Source organism: Okeania sp. KiyG1 (assembly GCF_014132355.1).
Taxonomy (GTDB): Bacteria; Cyanobacteriota; Cyanobacteriia; order Cyanobacteriales; family Microcoleaceae; genus Okeania.
The window spans coordinates 41,128-59,061 of record NZ_BLZO01000180.1; the positions used below are offsets into that span (position 1 = coordinate 41,128).

Sequence of the window (17,934 nt, forward strand, 5' to 3'; positions counted from 1 at the left end):
AATTTATAACTCCAATGATAAATTTTCCATGGTGAATTCTTCAATTTTTTGACCTATTAGTAATTTCTGAGAATCAGATGCACCTAATTTTTGAATTTTTCGAGTTAGTAGAAAAGTTACTAATGTCAAGATACTCCACTGACTAATAATTGCTATTAACATTGGTTTAATAGCTAAAGAAGCTTGGCCAATAGAAAACCAAGGAAAAGTAGAGAATAACCACAAATTAGGAGACTGAACGGGGTGAGCTATAAATATTATTAGTACCAAAGGTTGGAGAACAATCAAACTACCTAGTATTCCTATTGCCCAAATAGCAGGCTTTTTGACTTTTATTAGCAAGATAAATTGAGCGATCGCTGCATAAATTAAGATTAAATTGAAGCTCAAAATTAAAGTCAAAATAGCTCGTATTTTAATCGTGTTATCTTGCCAAAGTAAAATCCAGGAAATCCCCATTACTGCTGTAATAACTAGATTAATTCCTATTGCTACTAAAGCGGGACTTTTTTCACTCCAAATTAAATCTTGTTTTAAACTAATAGCTGCTCCTTTGACAATTGTAGTTTCATCATTATTAACTTGTTGATGTCTATATCTTGCCCAATCTTGTATGCTTTGTCGTTGAGGTGACAACATGGCAATCACTAACAAAAACCAAAACAAATTCAGAGTACAGAAAATAATTAGGTATTCTTCTGCAACGTAAGTTAAGTTGTGAATATTTGCCACTAAGAAAAACAGCAGTAGATAGACTTGGAAACATCCTATTAACCAATAGCTTTGTTTTTTGCTAATAACTGTAGCATTAGGATTTCTGTAACGACGATTTACAGCTTGCCAAATCCAGTAGTTTGCCAAAATTACACCTGAAATAATTATCGCACCACCTATTAGTAGAACATTCATTTGATAAGTAGCAATAATATTGGGAATATCATCAGTGTACCATTGCATAATAAGGATAAAAGGGAACAATAATATGCCTGTTATGGCAGCAGCTAACCAAGCTTGAGTAACTCCTAGAAACACAAAAAATACTGAGGCATTGTAGAAAAAAAAACAAGCTGCTACTAAAGCTCCATAGAATCCAAACAACCAATATAAAGGCAAATCAGATGATACATTTGCCCACAAATGTAGGGGCAAAGAAATAGCTCCTGCTAGGTAAATTAAAATTGGTACTCCTAATAGTTTACCGAGCAAAATTTTCTGACTAGATTGAGGACTAAGACGAATAAAATTGAGAGTACCAAGACGTTGTTCTTTTGCTAGGTCTGCTACTAACATATAGACACCTCCAATTAACATTAAAGTAAGCAAAATCGAACTCAAAGTTATGAAGATACCTGCCCACCAATCAGACCAATTAATATCGGTACAATATCGTTTTACTTGGAGACAATATCGCAGGGATCTTGGTGGAAGCATTTCTCGAAAAACCATCATTACTATGAATTGGCACAGGAGAGATGCTGAGATTGCGATCGCTACATTTCTAACTTTGAGGCGACCTTTAATTTCTCTGAATAACTGCGAGTTCCAATTTAATAAATTGACAAATGGTTTAGATAACATGAGTAATTACTCCGAAAATTATGAAACAACTGGCAGAATTTTTCTTTACTACTTTTTTTGTTCCCGACTCCTGCTAGAAATCTACATTAAATAGCTTGTTTATGTCCAAGCTTGAGAAAAATTGCTTCCAGGTCTTCTTGAGTACAATGGAAATCTGTGACTGGGATATTAGCAAGAATGAGCGATCGCAACAAAGTAGCAGAATCTTCAGGAGTTCCTGAAAACTGAACTTGTAATTGCTGAGTTTCGGGCAAAACTTCCCACCCTTCAACAAAGGGAAAATTTTTAATTTCAGTAATCAACTCTGATAACCCACTCATCACAGAAATCAAAATTTGCTGAGTACTAAGACGTTGATAAAGTTCTTTGAGAGAAGCACTTTCTACCAAATAACCTAATTCCATTATTCCTATAGAAGAGCAAAGGTCTGCCAAGTCACTCAAAACATGAGAAGAAATGACTATTGTCATCCCTGCTTCCTGCAAAGCTTTGATAATTTGGCGAAACTGCATCCTGGCAATGGGGTCTAAACCAGAAACAGGTTCATCCAATAACAAAAGTAGGGGTTCGTGGATAATAGTTCTACCCAAACTCAAACGTTGTTTCATACCCCGCGACAGAGTAGAAATTATACTATTCCGTTTATTTAACAGTTGTACTAATTCCAATACCTCAAAAAGTCGGCGCGAACGGTGGGGTTCCCGCAAATTGTAAAGTCTGGCAAAATAGTCGAGATAATCCCACACAGTCAAGTCATCATATACAGGAAAATCATCTGGTAGAAAACCGAGGCGTTGTTTGAGAGTGGGGTTGGTATGGTCGCGCCTGAGACGTTCTCCATTTATATATATTTCCCCTATTGTGGGTTCTTCAGCAGTAGCTAACATTCTTAATAGGGTGGTTTTGCCTGCCCCATTAGGTCCAATTAGTCCATAAACTTCCCCGGTAGCTACCTGTAAATGGAGGTCGTTGACTGCTATATGGCGATCGAATTGTTTGGTAAGGCCACGAGTTTCAATTGCTAGTTCTTGTAGCATGACTGTTAAACAGAAGAAGGTAGGTTAAGTGGGTGGGTTGAAACTACCCTAGCCTATGTCTACAGGATTTGGCATTAGGATTTCGCAATGTTTAGGCACATTTTCATAGTATCGGATGCTTTGCATTGAAAACATAAGTGGGATAAGCTTTTGAGCTAACATCCCTCAAGAAAAAATTAGAGTGGGAATGGGTCATTAATATCATGTCCGGTTGAATACTTATAATTAAGATAGTAGGGGAGCGGGGAAGTAGGGGAGTAGGGGAGTAGGGGAGTAGGGGAGTAGGGAAAGATTTACTGTTGAAGCACTCATAATAAGTTTTTTTATCACGCTCTTATCCGAAGCATGATATAACTGATTGATTTGCGTTGGCGAAGTCTAGCGGTAGCTATATCGCCTCCTACCGCATACTATAAGTCTAAATACTTACTCAAATTTTCCCCTTTTTATGTGCTACATTTTGTCGTGCGGAATGTAGGTTTTATGGCTCCTTCAGAAATCTCTCAACTCTTGCACAATAGATAAAATAGCTCAAAAACTACAACGTTGGAGTTTTTTTGATGAGTCTATTCTATTGCTAGAGTGAGGTCAAAGCCAGAAGCTACCTTTGGTGGCTATAGCTTAAGACAAGCTGTCAGTAGGGAAAAAAGCTTAAAGACTTTTAACTCTTCTAATCTCTGTTTCTCCCACCAAGCTTCATCGTGAGAAAGTTCGTATTCCAGATTTCTCTTAAATTCCTCTTTATCAAAGTTATCACCGAGTAAAGATAGGCTAAATCCCATAAAATCTGCCAGAAGTTGCTTTTGCCAATCCTCTCGTATCGTTGTTTTGCTGATGGTTCGTAAACCTCCAACAAAGGCATCCAAAGCTACATTATCCATTACCAGAACTGGCATAATTCCCCAAGGAAGATGACCATCTGGTGTATTGGCAGGAGTATAAACAACCTGGCTTGCAGAAATCCAAAGCTTCTGGACGCGCCAACCGACGCGATCGCCAAATGCTTGTGGCTCTTTTTGACATTCATTGAAGATTCTTTTCTGGACACTAAACCCAAAATGTCCATCGCTGTAGTTTACCCACAAGCGATCGATAATTTCCAGAACTTGGCAAGGAAAGTTTTGAATTTGCTTGTCGGTAAGGTAGCCTTCTTTTTCTCCGTTGGCTGCTTTCAGAACGATTTTTCTAGTTATCTCATTTGCCTGTCGCCATCTTCCTGATGCGAGCAAGTTGTTCAAGTAAATGTAGTCTTCTTGGGAAAGTTCTTTGGGGAGCTGAGGAATAGAATTTGGAGTTGATTCAACAGCCTTATCTTGACCTTGAACAGGAGTATCATTTTCCTTTGAATCTGTAGATATATAAGCTTCTGTTTGAAGTTGTTTTGAAATAGCAAGAGGCATTTCCGGCCAAATATGTTTTAAAGCTTCTATGGAAATAGCAAGTCCTTCCGCTCCATCTTTCTCCATATTGGTAGCTATACCCAATACATGACCAGTTTCCAAATCAACTACAGGTGCCCCACTATAACCTTGACGGAGGCGATAACCTTCATTTATTAACAACTTCCAAGCTATAACCTTTTGATTATTTTGGGTTAGGAAACTTGTTTTGCCCAAAACTCCATCAACAATTTGGAGGCTTCTTTTTTTCTCTTCACCATAGAAATAATTACCTGCTATCTGAAATTTTCTATTTTTTCCCTGGGATAAATTTATAAGCTGAAATGGTGGGATATTATTGAGATATTTAACTTGCAAAACTGCCAAATCAAAACCCGTAATATCTCCTATTCCTATAACTTTTGCGGGAATACTATTCACCAATACACTTTCTTTACCGAATAACTAAGGTTTAAAGCCTCTCCTTTAAAGGAGAAACAAGCGGTCGAGGGATGGCGAGGTTTCCTCGCCATATCCAATCGACCAAGAGAGAAAAAATTTTCCTTTTATTCAATCCTCTTCCTTTTAGGGAGAGGTAATTATCAATTATCCATTATCAATTATCAATTATTGAACACCCACATCTTCAACAACATGAGCGCAGGTCAACAAATAAGTTGAATTTTGTTCAGTATAAAAAGGAAATCCAGTACCAATAACATTTGCTTTTCTCTCATTAGCACTGGTAATTAAAACAATAGATTTTTCTAGCTCTAGCTGTCTACTCATTTTCTGATTGTTTAGGTTTCAAGACTAATTTTACCATGAAATAAGCACCAGCTTTTGCTTTAGTAATATATAGATTACCTTCTCCCTCGAAATTAAAACTTACTTCCACTTCAGCTTGTTGAATTTCCATATCTTTATCAATATCAGGACTTACGCAGAGGCTCTACATATAGGGAGGGCGAATGCCATTCGCCCCTACAAATGGTGTTCTAAAAGTCAATTTGCGTAAGTCCTGAATATGTGAAAATTATTATTATTGAAGTCGTGCTTTTTCCATGACAGACTTAATATAATCCGTTTTTCCTGTTGTGTATGCTTCTCGATCGCTCGAAAAGCGTTGAGCAAGATTACGTTTTAATTGTGCATAGCGTGCTGCTTCATCTGGATGCTGACAAAGATAGTCTCGAAATATTAAACACTCCCAAAATATACTGTCTGCTTCGACGATATTGACATGATGAGTGCGTGGACCGTTAGGTGGTAGACCTTTGACAAAAAACATCCGTTGAGGGTCGGGGTTATCAAACCAATATTCATACCGCAAGAGTTTTAACTGAGGAATAGCTATTTGTTTTGCTTCCTCAAGTGAAGATACTTCTATCAATAAATCAATAATAGGTTTTGCAGCTAAACCTGGTACTGATGTGCTGCCAAAATGTTCGATACGATTAATCAGAGATTCTCCTAAAAGTTCACGGATGTGTGTAGCTTCTTGCTGAAACATCAATTTCCAGTCTGGATTATGTTCGACGATAATAATTTCATCCATTTATCTATAAAATATTAAATAAGGAGTCAGGAGTCAGGAGTCAGGAGTCAGCAGAAAATCATGGTGGTCAATAGGAGTAAATAATTAAGTATTTCTGTTTTTATCTACAAGTCAACTCTGATTAGAATTTTATTCTATGCAACTTCTGATGAATTTGGCATCTACCAATATAATACCAATATAGCGGTTTCTCAACCTAATCAGGTACACCTACACCTATCTTTATTTGTCTTCTATTCCCTGTTCCCTGTTCTCTAGCTATGAATATAAATAATCCCCTGTAGGGGCGAATGGCATTTGCTAACGCAAAGCTTCGCTAACGCCCTCACTGAATTTAGTGTCTGTGCGTAAGTCCTGTAAGTATTTCTGTTTTTATCTACAAGTCAACTCTGATTAGAATTTTATTCTATGCAACTTCTGATGAATTTGGCATCTACCAATATAATACCAATATAGCGTTTCTCAACCTAATGAGGTACACCTAAACCTATCTTTATTTGTCTTCTGTTCCCTGTTCTCTGTTCTCTGTTCCCTGTTCTCTAGCTATGAATATAAATAATTCCCAAGAAAAAGTATTGAAATATTTAGCAAAAGGTGACTATAGTCAGGCAATAAATTTATATGAAACTTCCATTCAGATTAATCCAAATATTAAGTCAAATTATTGGTATTTGGGATTAGCTTTACTTTTGCAAGGAGAAGAAGTTGCTGCTCAAACTGTTTGGTTATCGGCAATGACGGAGGCAACTCCAGATGAATTTGATGTCTGGATGACGGAGTTAATTGAAATATTAGAAACTACAGCAATTCAATATCTTAATTCGGGAAAGTTACAATTGGCAGAAAAAATTTATTGGCAAATTATTGAAGTTAATAATACTGAAGCAGAAACTTATTATAATTTGGGTAATGCTATTGCTTATCAAGGCAGAGAAGAGGAGGCAATAGAATGTTGGGAAAAAGCAGTCGAACTCCAGCCAGAATTTTTCGCAGCTTATCAAAATTTGGCAAGTTTATTTCAGAGACTCAGAGAATTTCAGAAAGCTATCTCTTATTATTTAAAGATGCTGGAAATTCAACCCAACAGTCTCGAAGTTTATGAAAATTTGGGGTTATGTTTTTCTGCAATGAATTATTTGGAGGAAGCAAAAGTTTGTTGTCAGTCATCTATAAAAATTCAACAAAATTATACACCTGCTTGGGGGAATTGGGGAATTATTCTGTTAAAACAGGGGAAGTTGGAAGAAGCGATCGCTCGATTAAAAACGGCTATTGAAACACAACCAAATTTTATTCAAGCTTATCTAAACTTCGAGGGAAAAATTACTTCTCATGCCAGCTTATTCATGGCTTTACAAAATCACCAAGATGCTGAAATTTATTTGGAGTTAGGTAAAATTTTAGTTGCCAATAAAAGTTTTCAATTAGTAGTGAAAGACCAAATATTAGATATAGGTTATTTATGTCTGCAAAAAGCTAGGGAAGTCAAACCAGAATTAAGGGATAAAATTGATAATATCCTCAAGCAAAAACAGCAACCTACAGCTAATCCTCAGCAAAATATTTCTCAAGTCAAAGCACCTACAGGATTTTATGAATCAACTTGGGAATGGGCAGTTACTCAAGGTTTAGAAACAAGTAACTATATCAATATTTATCCTGAAAATTTTCTACAAGTTAAACCACCCATTACACCAGATAACTCAGTACATTTTAGTTTTAGATTTGGCAATCAAATTAAATTACCTGCAACATTTGTAGCAATTATTCCAGAGGGCAAGTTTTGGATAGATGAAAAGAATTTTCAAACCGCTATTATTACATCAGAAAATCCAGAAAACAAAGAAAGTAAAATATTAGGAGACATCTCGCCAAAATTTCCGATTTTCAGCCCAGACTCCCCAGAAAATCATCCCAGTAAACATTCTATTTTTTCCTTGCAAACTTTACCTCCGATTCAGAATATTGAAGGAACAGTAGCAGTTTTATCCGGAATATTTAATAATAACTACTTTCACTGGATGTTTGATATTTTGCCCAGAATTGAATTATTGCGTCAGAGTGGAATAAATTTTAACGACATAGATAGATTTTTAATTAACTATCAATTTCCATTCCAAAAAGAAACCTTAAAAATTCTAGATATTCCTGAAGCAAAAATCATCAATACCGAAAAACATCAACATATTCAAGCCACAAAATTAATCGTTCCTTCCTTTCCTGGTTCTGTTGCTTGGATGCCAAAATGGACTTGTGATTTTCTCAGAAAAGAATTTTTGCCACCTTCAGAAAATGCTGAAAAAATCGACCGGATATATATAAGTCGAAAACAAGCAAATAACCGCCAGATTATTAACGAAGATGAAATTATTAATGTTTTGAAAAAATCGGGTTTCAAAGCATAACTTTAGAATCAATGTCTGTCACAGAACAAGCATCATTATTAGCAAATGCAAAAGTAGTAATTTCTCCTCATGGTGGAGGTTTAACTAACTTAGTATTTTGCAATCCCGGAACCAAAGTAATCGAAATATTTTCCCCTAACTATATATATTCTTGTTATTGGTTAATCTCTAACTTAGTCGGTTTAGAATATTACTATCTATTAGGAGAAAATCCCCTAGGTTTTTCCTTCCATGAACTTCTTTCACCAAACCATCGTTTAGAGGATATTTTTGTCAATATAAATCATTTGTTAGAATTGATGAAATTTGTGGGAATAACTTAGGAAAATCATGTTAAAATTGAAGTAAAATTTTGCAAATTCAGCAATTTTCCCTATAATCAGCTATCAAAAACCTTTTCCCTTTTCAGCAATTAACAATTAACAATTAACAATTACCTCTTCTTAAAAGAAGAGAATTGACCCTTAAGGATTTTTTTGATTCTCTTGGTCGATTGGATATGGCCCAGGTTTCGGAGCCATCCCACCCTACGGGAAGCTGCGCTACGACCGCTTTATCCCCTTAAAAGAGAAGGCTTCAAGGCGTGAATTGTTGAATGAATAATTATTAACTATCAACGGCTTTGTTGCATGAAAGTATATAGCTGCGACTAGACTCCCGAGATGTACTTCATAATGCGCGGAAACTGCTGTAACTATTGGACAATAGATAAATCAAACATCAATCTCCCGAAAGTGAGCGATCGCTCTCGCGGAACGGATGTTCTATCGCTTGAGTAATATCATATGCTCCTTCCAGGGGAGCTACGCTATCGGTAGAACAGTTATCATTAGGCTCGTAGTTTTGCTCTAGCAATAATAGTAAGTATTTTAGAGGCTAAAGCCCAACTACAAACAAAAGTTTTATTATAAGTAATTATCCGCAATTCGTAGCTCCCCCTCCGGGGGAACATGATATAAGGGACTAGCAAAAAAATAGCTTACCAGATCGTCTTTTGTGCAACAAAGCCACTATCAACTCTTAATTATTAATTATTAATTATTAATTATTAATTATTCATTATCCGGACATGATATAAGTACAATAACCAATTGAGAAAAGTGCCATGAAAAAATTGATTAATAACCCCAACGATCTAGTTCGGGAAAGCCTTCAAGGTATGGCGATCGCCCACCCCGATCTAATTAAAGTCAACTTCGATCCCCACTTTATCTACCGCGCTGATGCACCGATAAAAAATAAAGTTGCCATCATCTCCGGTGGTGGGAGCGGTCACGAACCCATGCACGGGGGTTTTGTGGGGATGGGAATGTTAGACGCTGCTTGTCCTGGTGAAATTTTTACCTCTCCCACTCCCGACCAAATGTTAGAAGCTGCTAAAGTCGTCAACTCAGGTGCAGGTGTTCTCAATATTGTCAAAAATTATAGTGGCGATGTGATGAATTTCGAGATGGCAGCTGAACTTGCTTCCTCAGAAAATATCCGAGTCTTGAATATATTAATAGATGATGATGTCGCCGTTAAAGATAGTCTCTTTACTCAAGGACGACGCGGTGTCGGGACTACAGTGTTAGCAGAAAAAATATGTGGTGCTGCTGCTGAAGCAGGTTATAGCCTGAAGCAAATAGCTGACCTTTGCCGGAAAGTCAATCTTAACGGACGCAGTATGGGAATGGCATTGACATCATGCACAACACCTGCTAAAGGTAGCCCCACTTTTGAGTTAGGTAATAACGAAATTGAATTTGGTATTGGCATTCATGGGGAGCCAGGGCGAGAACGAATGTCTATGAAATCTGCCGATGAAATTGCGGAAATGTTGGCTGTATCTATTATTGAAGATATAGGTTATAGTCGGATACTACGGGAGTGGGATGAGGATAAAGGAGAATGGCAGGAAGTGGAGTCGAGGGACCAACCATTTGAGTCTGGCGATCGCATCCTGGCTTTTGTTAATAGTATGGGTGGTACTCCTATTTCTGAGTTATATATTATTTATCGTAAATTAGTAGAAATTTGCGAACAAAAAGGACTACACATTGTCCGTAATTTTATCGGACCTTATATTACTTCCCTAGAAATGCAAGGTTGTTCTATTACTTTGTTGAAATTGGATGATGAGTTTATTAAATTCTGGGATGCGCCCGTGAAAACTCCGGCATTACGATGGGGTCTTTAGGGTTTGCGTATGGAAAGTCTTTTTGCTCTTTGTAGGAGACAGGAGACAACCCACCCCTAACCCCTCCCAACCCACCCTAACCCCTCCCCTCCTGGGAGGGGAAGACAGGAGACAGAAGAAATGGGAATGAGCGAGGAGGTAGGAATAAGAATTATCCCAAGATTGTTCTGCCCAACTATTTACAGCGGTTTTCATTTCAGTAGACCACAGTAGGGGTGAATGCCATTTGCCCTTATATCATGTCTGGTTGAATACTTAACTAATTATCCGGACATAAATTACAGGGTTTTGCTTGTGAAGATAGATGTGGTTTATCAATCAGCAAAAGCGCTGTAAAGAATTATCAATTGTCAATGACTTTGTTGCATGAAAGTATATAGCTGCCGTACTTGTTCCACATATGTACTTCATAATGCGCGGAAACTGCTGTAACTATAATGTTTGAGGTAAAAAAGGCTGAAACTTTTACCTGTAAAAGCTTTGAGGTTTAATCAGCAGAGTCATAACTATTGGACAATAGTTAAATTAAACATTAATCATCCCCAAATACAGCGATCGCTTTTGAGGCAAAGTCATAACTATTGGACAATAGATAAATTAAACATTAATCATCCCCAAATATAGCGATCGCTTTTGAGGCAAAGTCATAACTATTGGACAATAGATAAATTAAACATTAATCATCCCCAAATATAGCGATCGCTTTTGAGGCAAAGTCATAACTATTGGACAATAGTTAAATTGATTATCAATCATCCCTAAACACAGCGATCGCTTTTGAGGCAAAGTAATAACTATTGGACAATAGTTAAATTAAACATTAATCATCCCCAAATACAGCGATCGCTTTCTCTGGAGAGTCATAACTATTGGACAATAGTTAAATTAAACATTAATCATCCCTAAACACAGCGATCGCTTTCTGTGGAAAGTCATAACTATTGAACAATAGTTAAATTGATTATCAATCATCCCGAAACACAGCGTTCGCTTTCTCTGTAGAGTCATAACTATTGGACAATAGTTAAATTAAACATTAATCATCCCCAAATACAGCGATCGCTTTCTCTGTAGAGTCATAACTATTGGACAATAGTTAAATTAAACATTAATCATCCCCAAATACAGCGATCGCTTTCTCTGTAGAGTCATAACTATTGGACAATAGTTAAATAGAACATTAATCATCCCCAAATACAGCGATCGCTTTCTCTGTAGAGTCATAACTATTGGACAATAGTTAAATAGATTATCAATCATGCCCAAATACAGCGATCGCTTTCTCTGTAGAGTCATAACTATTGGACAATAGTTAAATAGATTATCAATCATCCCCAAATACAGCGATCGCTTTCTCTGTAGAGTCATAACTATTGGACAATAGATAAATAGATTATCAATCATCCCCAAACACAGCGATCGCTTTGTCTGCAAAGTAATAACTATTGGACAATAGTTAAATTGATTATCAATCATGCCCAAATACAGCGATCGCTTTCTCTACAGAGTCATAACTATTGGACAATAGTTAAATTAAACATTAATAATCGCCAAACACAGCGATCGCTTTCTCTGCAAAGTAATAACTATTAGACATCTCCAAAAATACTCAAACGCTTATACTAACTATCTTTAGTGGAGCGATAGCGTACGCTTAACCGGAGGTTATCGCTACTTATGAAGATAGTTAATTTGTACAGTTTTATGGGTATCAGAGACACTTAGTGTTACTAATTCAAATATTTATTAGACTTTGATTTATTATTTTTATCTCAGTTTTTGATGATTTATACTAATATAAATGAGCCAATTCTTAGTCGCACTAAACCACATATTGTTCAAATTACTTTTTGATAATTATTATCTTTTAATCTGAATCTTTCTCTAGCAAGTCCAAATATTTTAATTAATCTTATTACATGTTCTACAAATATTCTTTTTTGGCTTTTTCTTGATTTTTTTCTTTGATTTCTGGTGGCATTTCTTTTTCTTGGTTTCTTTTTGGTGTAGTAGTTCTTTCTACTCCTTCATAAGCTTTATCTCCTTGAATTTTTGTTTTTTATCAAATTTATCCTGTTGTTTTCTTAATATTTTTACATCACTTACTGGACATTTTTCTCCTACTATTACATCCACTATTTCTGTTCCTTTTGGTGTCGTTATTATTTGATTTTTACTCATTATGATTTTTCTTGTTTCCTGAGTAATATTTTTCTTAGTTTTTATATTCACTTGGTCTTTCTCTACCTTGTTCTGTACTATCTACAATTAATTCTAATTCTGTTAATATCTCCTTTACCCATTCCAATACCTAAAACTTTTTTTTTACTTGTTCTAATAAACTTGCTGGCAGTAATTCTCTGAGAATATCTATCCAGAGCGCGAAAAATATTATTAGCACTTGATTCACTTATACCAAAGTTAATTCCTAATGTTTGAAAAGTTGGTATTTGATGTAAATAAAATCACGTTAAAATTATTTCTTCTTCCTTTGTTAAATTCTTTTTTCTTCCTCCACCTGCTTTAATTAATCTTTTTCTGTTTTGGCGTTGGCGGAGCAAGTGCGGCAGCTACATCGCCTCCTTTTTTTCTGATTCTATTCTTTGGGCATTTTCTATTAATTTTATTAGCTGTTCATAAGTAATACCAATAATTCTTTTTGTTTATGAGTGGATGATTAGAAATATATTCTAAAGTTGGATTCATTTGGGAGACTGTATACATAAATGGTTTTGATAATTTTACCTTATTTTCTATTTTGGAGATGTCTATTGGACAATAGTTAAATTGATTATCAATCATCCCCAAATACAGCGATCGCTTTTGAGGCAAAGTAATAACTATTGGACAATAGTTAAATTGATTATCAATCATCCCCAAATACAGCGATCGCTTTTGAGGCAAAGTAATAACTATTGGACAATAGTTAAATTGATTATCAATCATCCCCAAATACAGCGATCGCTTTTGAGGCAAAGTAATAACTATTGGACAATAGTTAAATTGATTATCAATCATCCCCAAATACAGCGATCGCTTTCTCTACAGAGTCATAACTATTGGACAATAGTTAAATAGAACATTAATAATCGCCAAACACAGCGATCGCTTTCTCTGTAGAGTCATAACTATTGGACAATAGTTAAATAGAACATTAATCATCCCCAAATACAGCGATCGCTTTCTCTGTAGAGTCATAACTATTGGACAATAGTTAAATAGAACATTAATCATCCCCAAATACAGCGATCGCTTTCTCTGTAGAGTAATAACTATTGGACAATAGTTAAATTGATTATCAATCATCCCCAAATACAGCGATCGCTTTCTCTGTAGAGTCATAACTATTGGACAATAGTTAAATAGAACATTAATCATCCCCAAATACAGCGATCGCTTTTGAGGCAAAGTAATAACTATTGGACAATAGTTAAATTGATTATCAATCATCCCCAAATACAGCGATCGCTTTCTCTGTAGAGTAATAACTATTGGACAATAGTTAAATAGAACATTAATCATCCCCAAATACAGCGATCGCTTTCTCTGTAGAGTCATAACTATTGGACAATAGTTAAATAGAACATTAATCATCCCCAAATACAGCGATCGCTTTTGAGGCAAAGTAATAACTATTGGACAATAGTTAAATTGATTATCAATCATCCCCAAATACAGCGATCGCTTTCTGTGGAAAGTCATAACTATTGGACAATAGTTAAATTGATTATCAATCATCCCCAAATACAGCGATCGCTTTCTCTGTAGAGTCATAACTATTGGACAATAGTTAAATTGATTATCAATCATCCCCAAATACAGCGATCGCTTTCTCTGTAGAGTCATAACTATTGGACAATAGTTAAATAGAACATTAATCATCCCCAAACACAGCGATCGCTTTCTGTGGAAAGTCATAACTATTGGACAATAGTTAAATAGAACATTAATCATCCCCAAATACAGCGATCGCTTTCTGTGGAGAGTCATAACTATTGGACAATAGTTAAATTAAACATTAATAATTCCCAAACACAGCGATCGCTTTCTGTGGAAAGTCATAACTATTGAACAATAGTTAAATTGATTATCAATCATCCCCAAATATAGCGATCGCTTTCTCTGTAGAGTCATAACTATTGGACAATAGTTAAATTAAACATTAATCATCCCCAAATACAGCGATCGCTTTTGAGGCAAAGTCATAACTATTGGACAATAGATAAATTAAACATTAATCATCCCCAAATATAGCGATCGCTTTTGAGGCAAAGTCATAACTATTGGACAATAGATAAATTAAACATTAATCATCCCCAAATATAGCGATCGCTTTTGAGGCAAAGTCATAACTATTGGACAATAGATAAATTAAACATTAATCATCCCCAAATATAGCGATCGCTTTTGAGGCAAAGTCATAACTATTGGACAATAGATAAATTAAACATCAATCATGCCCAAATACAGCGATCGCTTTCTGTGGAGAGTCATAACTATTGGACAATAGTTAAATTGATTATCAATCATCCCCAAATACAGCGTTCGCTTTCTCTGTAGAGTCATAACTATTGGACAATAGTTAACGAAGTCAGAAGTCAGAAGTCAGAAGTTAACCCACTCCTAACCCTCCCAGGAGGAAGTAGGGGGTTTGAGCAACTCTCCAAAAACCCGATCGCCAGTCAAGGCGGGGTTACGCGACCCATGTTATTTTGATAAATAGAACATCAATAATCGTCAAACACAGCGATATAGCTGCGGAATGAATTTTAAGAACGCTACTTTCATGCAACAAAGCCATTGCCAATTGTCAACTATTAATTGGTAATATTAGTATCTCAAGTAGTAATATCAGAAATTGATAAACAAAATGACAGTTTCTTCAGAAAGTAAGGTAGGAATTGTACTTGTATCCCACAGTGCAAAATTAGCCGAAGCTGTGGCAGAACTAGCAAAACAAATGACCCAAGAACGAGTACCAATAGCGATCGCTGCTGGAATAGATGACCCAGAAAACCCTTTTGGCACTGATGTTCTGAAAGTACAAGAGGCTATAGAATCTGTTTATACTGATGCAGGAGTTGTAATATTCATGGACTTAGGCAGTGCTATAATGAGTGCTGAAATGGCCGTAGAATTGCTCCCCCCAGCCCAAAAAAATCATATTAAAATCTGTCCTGCACCTTTGATAGAGGGAGCGATCGCTGCAATAATTCAAGCTTCTTTGGGAGCTAATCTTCAACAGGTAATAGCTGAAGCAAATGGAGCTTTAATGGCTAAAAGTTCTCAGCTTAATGTTGATGAAGCTATCCCAATAAATATTGAAAATACTCAACATAAAGATGACGAAACACCGTCAGAAAAAATCAAAATTACGGTAAAAAATTCCCAAGGTATTCATGCTCGACCTGCTGCTAAGTTAGTAGCCATAGCTAATAATTTTTCTGCTAAAATTAGTCTGCAAAACTTGACGAAAAATAGTCATATAGTCAATGCAAAAAGTATTAATCAAGTTATGAAATTAGCAGTAAAAAAAGGGGATAAGATCGAAATAAAAGCTACGGGCAATAAAGCTGTTGATGCTTTAAAAGCAATACAAGAATTAATAGCAAATAATTTCTATGAAGAGGAAGTAATAGTTAATAAAACACCAAGAATATTAACTACACCAAATACAAATAATAAATTAGTAGGAACTCCAGCATCTCCAGGAATTGCTATTGGAAATGTAGTGCATGATCGAGCAGAAATTCTAGAAGAAGTTGAAGACTATCCTGTAGAAAATTCCGAGGCAGAGTGGCAATACCTACAGTTAATGTTGCAAACCGCTAAACAGGAAATTCAGAGAATAATTGACAGTCTATCTGACCAAAATAAAAGTGATAATAATCAAGCCGATATTTTTCAAGCACACCAATTATATATAGAAGACCCCACCCTGTTAGAACAAGTACATCAGCTCATTTTTGCACAAAATTGCTGTGCAGCAGTAGCATGGAAAACAGCTATTGAGGAAATGATAGCCACTTACCAACAATTAGAAGACCCCTACTTGCAAGGGCGTGCCATAGATATCAAAGATGTGGGAGGACGAGTGCTACAACTACTTACAGGTACGAGTAGAAGAACTCTAAATTTGTCACAACCTGGTATTTTGGTAGCTCCAGACTTAACCCCCTCCCAAGCAACCCAACTGCAACCAAATTTAGTCTTGGGTATCTGTACTAGCGCTGGCAGTGTGACTGCCCATAGTACGCTGATTGCAAATATGTTGGGTATTCCGATGGTAGTGGGAGTAGGCGGTCAGTTATTGTCATTAACCCCAGGGTCTCAAATTGCCTTAGATGGGGAAACAGGTGAAATTTGGGTCGAACCGAATCAGGGACAGTTGCAGGAGTTACAAGCAAAACAAGCGCACACTTCCAGCACATTTCAACAGCCCCAAGAGGCAATTACTCAAGATGGCAAAAAAATTCCCTTGATGGCAAATATTCTGGGGGTAGCAGATACAAAATTGGCTCTGGAGTGCGGTGCCGAAGGAGTGGGTTTATTGCGGACTGAATTTCTTTATCTCGAACGCAACACAGCGCCAACAGAAGCAGAAGAATATGAAACTTATCGGGCGATCGCTGAAATTCTGGGAACTCGCCCTCTAACTATCCGTACCTTAGATATTGGTGGCGACAAAGTACTTCCTTATATTAAGCAGGAGTCAGAAGCAAATCCTGTTTTGGGATGTCGTGGTATTCGAGAAAGTTTAGATACTCCAGAAATTTTGAGGAGTCAGTTACGGGCAATTCTGCGAGTAAGTCACGGACATAATATTAAGGTGATGTTCCCAATGGTGACATCTGTGCAAGAAATACGCGCAGCTAAGAATATTTTGACAGAAGTTGAGCACTCACTTCTAGAACTTCCCTCTTTTCCTGGTGTGGGGAATATAAAAGTAGGAATTATGATAGAAGTACCAGCAGCAGCGATGATGGCTGACCAGTTGGCACAGGAAGTAGATTTTTTCAGTATTGGTACAAATGATTTAAGTCAATATGTAATGGCGGCTGACCGCACTAACTCAAAAGTTGCTCATCTTGCCGATGGTTTGGAACCTGCAGTATTGCGGATAATTCAGCAAACTGTCATTGCTGCTCATCAGGCTAGCATTTCGGTGACTGTTTGTGGTCAGTTGGCATCGAGTCCGCTAGCAGTACCGATTTTGTTAGGGTTGGGAGTGGATGAGTTGAGTGTAGCTCCACCAGCAATATCTATGGTCAAGAAAGTGATTTCTCAGTTAAATGGGTCTCAGATAGAGGCGATCGCTCGTTATGTGTTGCAGTTAGATGGGGCGAAGTCGGTTAAAGAGTATATTGTTGGTCAACTAGGGCTAGTTATTGTATAGTTGGGAGTAGGGGAGTGGGGGAGTAGGGGAGTAGGGGAGTGGGGGAGTAGGGGAGTGGGGGAGTGAGGAGTAGGGGAGATGGAGAAATATTTGGTAATAGTTGAAGATGGAAGATTTTTTTATAGTAACCGCCAAGGCGGTTAGGACAATTAGTGCGAGCATCTTGCTCGCGTCATAAATCATCATAATTACCCGATTTCCTAACTATAGTGGCGACTGCTATATACCGAATTAAACGGATTTGGTATAATCAGTATTCAACCGGATTTGATATTATTTCTCCCCACATCTTCCCTCTTCCCTGCTGTCTCCTGTCTCCTACTAAAAGACTTTTGAGCGCAAACCCTAATTATTAATTGTTGAAAATTTTCTTGATATGTCTGGACTCATAGATTTAAGATA

General features: G+C 36.7%; 18 protein-coding genes and 1 pseudogene. 5 read left to right on the forward strand and 14 right to left on the reverse strand.

The genetic code is table 11. The features are described from left to right. Nucleotides 1–3 precede the first annotated feature (3 nt). From SAGCYANO_RS39285 to SAGCYANO_RS39310, 6 genes are all read right to left on the reverse strand, one after another. Nucleotides 4–1,578: a hypothetical protein gene (locus tag SAGCYANO_RS39285; RefSeq protein ID WP_202224978.1), complete on the reverse strand. Its 1,575-nt coding sequence runs from the start codon at nucleotides 1,576–1,578 to the stop codon at nucleotides 4–6. Nucleotides 1,579–1,664: 86 nt separating this feature from the next. Beyond that, nucleotides 1,665–2,615, reverse strand: coding sequence for an ABC transporter ATP-binding protein (locus SAGCYANO_RS39290; protein ID WP_202224979.1), 951 nt, complete (start codon nucleotides 2,613–2,615; stop codon nucleotides 1,665–1,667). A 614-nt stretch (nucleotides 2,616–3,229) separates the two neighbouring features. Continuing rightward, complete coding sequence (locus SAGCYANO_RS39295; protein ID WP_202224980.1) at nucleotides 3,230–4,435, reverse strand: GUN4 domain-containing protein; 1,206 nt, start codon at nucleotides 4,433–4,435, stop codon at nucleotides 3,230–3,232. Nucleotides 4,436–4,621: 186 nt separating this feature from the next. Continuing rightward, a complete protein-coding gene (locus SAGCYANO_RS39300; protein ID WP_202224981.1) occupies nucleotides 4,622–4,783 on the reverse strand; it encodes a hypothetical protein in 162 nt (53 codons plus the stop codon). Further along, nucleotides 4,776–4,913, reverse strand: coding sequence for a hypothetical protein (locus SAGCYANO_RS39305; RefSeq protein WP_202224982.1), 138 nt, complete (start codon nucleotides 4,911–4,913; stop codon nucleotides 4,776–4,778). The genes SAGCYANO_RS39300 and SAGCYANO_RS39305 overlap by 8 nt, the downstream gene beginning before the upstream one ends. 123 nt (nucleotides 4,914–5,036) lie before the next feature. Continuing rightward, a complete protein-coding gene (locus SAGCYANO_RS39310) occupies nucleotides 5,037–5,552 on the reverse strand; it encodes a GrpB family protein (RefSeq protein ID WP_202224983.1) in 516 nt (171 codons plus the stop codon). A 545-nt stretch (nucleotides 5,553–6,097) separates the two neighbouring features. Between SAGCYANO_RS39310 and SAGCYANO_RS39315 the strand changes: the two are divergent. The 3 genes and pseudogenes from SAGCYANO_RS39315 (at nucleotide 6,098) to SAGCYANO_RS39330 (ending at nucleotide 10,760) form a co-directional block, all read left to right on the forward strand. Further along, nucleotides 6,098–8,280, forward strand: a pseudogene (locus SAGCYANO_RS39315) (glycosyltransferase 61 family protein). Nucleotides 8,281–9,062: 782 nt separating this feature from the next. Continuing rightward, nucleotides 9,063–10,136 carry a dihydroxyacetone kinase subunit DhaK gene (gene dhaK / locus SAGCYANO_RS39325; RefSeq protein ID WP_202224986.1) on the forward strand — a complete coding sequence of 358 codons (1,074 nt, stop codon included), beginning with the start codon at nucleotides 9,063–9,065 and terminating at the stop codon, nucleotides 10,134–10,136. A gap of 480 nt (nucleotides 10,137–10,616) precedes the next feature. Next, entirely contained in the window at nucleotides 10,617–10,760 is a 144-nt protein-coding gene (locus SAGCYANO_RS39330) for a hypothetical protein (protein WP_202224987.1), read from the forward strand. Nucleotides 10,761–11,021: 261 nt separating this feature from the next. Here the strand turns inward: SAGCYANO_RS39330 and SAGCYANO_RS48620 are convergent, their stop codons facing one another. Together SAGCYANO_RS48620 and SAGCYANO_RS39335 are read right to left on the reverse strand one after the other, a co-directional pair. Further along, nucleotides 11,022–11,144, reverse strand: coding sequence for a hypothetical protein (locus SAGCYANO_RS48620; RefSeq protein ID WP_255502879.1), 123 nt, complete (start codon nucleotides 11,142–11,144; stop codon nucleotides 11,022–11,024). Nucleotides 11,145–11,237: 93 nt separating this feature from the next. Further along, a complete protein-coding gene (locus SAGCYANO_RS39335) occupies nucleotides 11,238–11,612 on the reverse strand; it encodes a hypothetical protein (protein ID WP_202224988.1) in 375 nt (124 codons plus the stop codon). Here SAGCYANO_RS39335 and SAGCYANO_RS48625 point away from each other — a divergent pair. After that, entirely contained in the window at nucleotides 11,598–11,729 is a 132-nt protein-coding gene (locus SAGCYANO_RS48625; protein WP_255502880.1) for a hypothetical protein, read from the forward strand. The two genes, SAGCYANO_RS39335 and SAGCYANO_RS48625, sit on opposite strands and share 15 nt — an antisense overlap. Nucleotides 11,730–12,155: 426 nt before the next feature. On the opposite strand, the gene SAGCYANO_RS39340 is transcribed toward SAGCYANO_RS48625, so the two are convergent. From SAGCYANO_RS39340 to SAGCYANO_RS48635, 6 genes are all read right to left on the reverse strand, one after another. Further along, on the reverse strand, nucleotides 12,156–12,368 hold the full coding sequence (locus SAGCYANO_RS39340; RefSeq protein WP_202224989.1) for a hypothetical protein: 213 nt from the start codon (nucleotides 12,366–12,368) through the stop codon (nucleotides 12,156–12,158). 26 nt (nucleotides 12,369–12,394) lie between these two features. Further along, entirely contained in the window at nucleotides 12,395–12,586 is a 192-nt protein-coding gene (locus SAGCYANO_RS48870) for a transposase family protein (protein WP_307786301.1), read from the reverse strand. Nucleotides 12,587–12,770: 184 nt separating this feature from the next. Beyond that, complete coding sequence (locus SAGCYANO_RS46765) at nucleotides 12,771–13,154, reverse strand: hypothetical protein (protein ID WP_237397131.1); 384 nt, start codon at nucleotides 13,152–13,154, stop codon at nucleotides 12,771–12,773. Nucleotides 13,155–13,178: 24 nt separating this feature from the next. Beyond that, a complete protein-coding gene (locus SAGCYANO_RS39350) occupies nucleotides 13,179–14,126 on the reverse strand; it encodes a hypothetical protein (RefSeq protein ID WP_202224990.1) in 948 nt (315 codons plus the stop codon). Between the two features lie 21 nt (nucleotides 14,127–14,147). Continuing rightward, entirely contained in the window at nucleotides 14,148–14,270 is a 123-nt protein-coding gene (locus SAGCYANO_RS48630; RefSeq protein ID WP_255502881.1) for a hypothetical protein, read from the reverse strand. 309 nt (nucleotides 14,271–14,579) lie between these two features. Continuing rightward, nucleotides 14,580–14,702: a hypothetical protein gene (locus SAGCYANO_RS48635; protein WP_255502882.1), complete on the reverse strand. Its 123-nt coding sequence runs from the start codon at nucleotides 14,700–14,702 to the stop codon at nucleotides 14,580–14,582. A 304-nt stretch (nucleotides 14,703–15,006) separates the two neighbouring features. Between SAGCYANO_RS48635 and ptsP the strand changes: the two genes are divergently transcribed. Next, entirely contained in the window at nucleotides 15,007–17,532 is a 2,526-nt protein-coding gene (ptsP, locus tag SAGCYANO_RS39355; RefSeq protein ID WP_202224991.1) for a phosphoenolpyruvate--protein phosphotransferase, read from the forward strand. Nucleotides 17,533–17,934 lie beyond the last annotated feature (402 nt).